Genomic DNA, 906 nt, shown 5'->3' on the forward strand with positions numbered 1-906 from the left:
ACTTCTCCTGAGAGTCGCTTTAATTCTAACTTGATTGGCTCACCGTCAATGACAGTGGAGGCGATGATTTGTTGCCCGTTTTCCAACATCTTACGAATTTTCTGGCTGTAACGGCCGGGAATTTGGGCTCGTACCTCTAGATTATTTAGATCATAAACCTTAATCAGACTATCGCCTGGCCTAACACGATCGCCAATAGCAACATTCAATGTCGCAACACGACTCGCAAAAGGAGCAAGTATATCGGTACGTCCCAGATTCACCTCACTCTGTTTGAGTAAGGCTTCAGCTCGTTTTTTAGCCGCTTCTAGCTGTGCCAGTCGTGAAGGATGCTCGGCGATATCATTCTGTAATTGTTTAAGTGCCAGCACTTGTTGTTGGTAAGCTGATAAGGACTCATCCAGTGTGGCGCGAGATGTCAGCTTGTTTTGCTCGAGTTTTTTAGCTCGCTGAACCGCATTATCTGCCAGATTGACTAACTGCTTCTGATTATCCAGCAAGTTAAGGTCGCGTTGATAACGCACATTTTCATTGGCAATTGAAGCAATAATTTCATCCACATCAGCTTGGCGCTGCTGCTTGACGAGTTCAACATCCGTTTTATCAAGCTGCAGTAGTAATTCACCTCGATCAACAGTTTCACCTTCCAGCACCATTACTGATTCAACATCAGCTTCAACAGCCGCTTTAAGATTGGCATCACGTGGAGTTTCAATCCGACCATACACAGTTATTTGTGGACGTATTGTTTGGAACTCAGCGGGAATGGCATTCACCAGCCAGGCTTTTTGTTTGGTGTCTTTGGCTGTTGCTTTTGGTTTAGTGGCAATAAGTGCAGCCACAATCAGAACAGTCAGGCCAAAAATAATGAGTGGTATAACAACTTTTTTCAGCTTGACCATTCTG

General features: G+C 44.5%; 1 protein-coding gene. It reads right to left on the reverse strand.

Features of this window, described 5'->3' with window-relative positions:
* Positions 1 to 906 (reverse strand): HlyD family secretion protein (locus B4K20_RS05280; RefSeq protein WP_349678792.1); only part of this gene is annotated, 906 nt, incomplete at both ends.

The sequence above is a fragment of the Methylophaga sp. UBA5088 genome, assembly GCF_002414625.1.
In the GTDB taxonomy this organism is placed as follows: domain Bacteria; phylum Pseudomonadota; class Gammaproteobacteria; order Nitrosococcales; family Methylophagaceae; genus Methylophaga; species Methylophaga marina.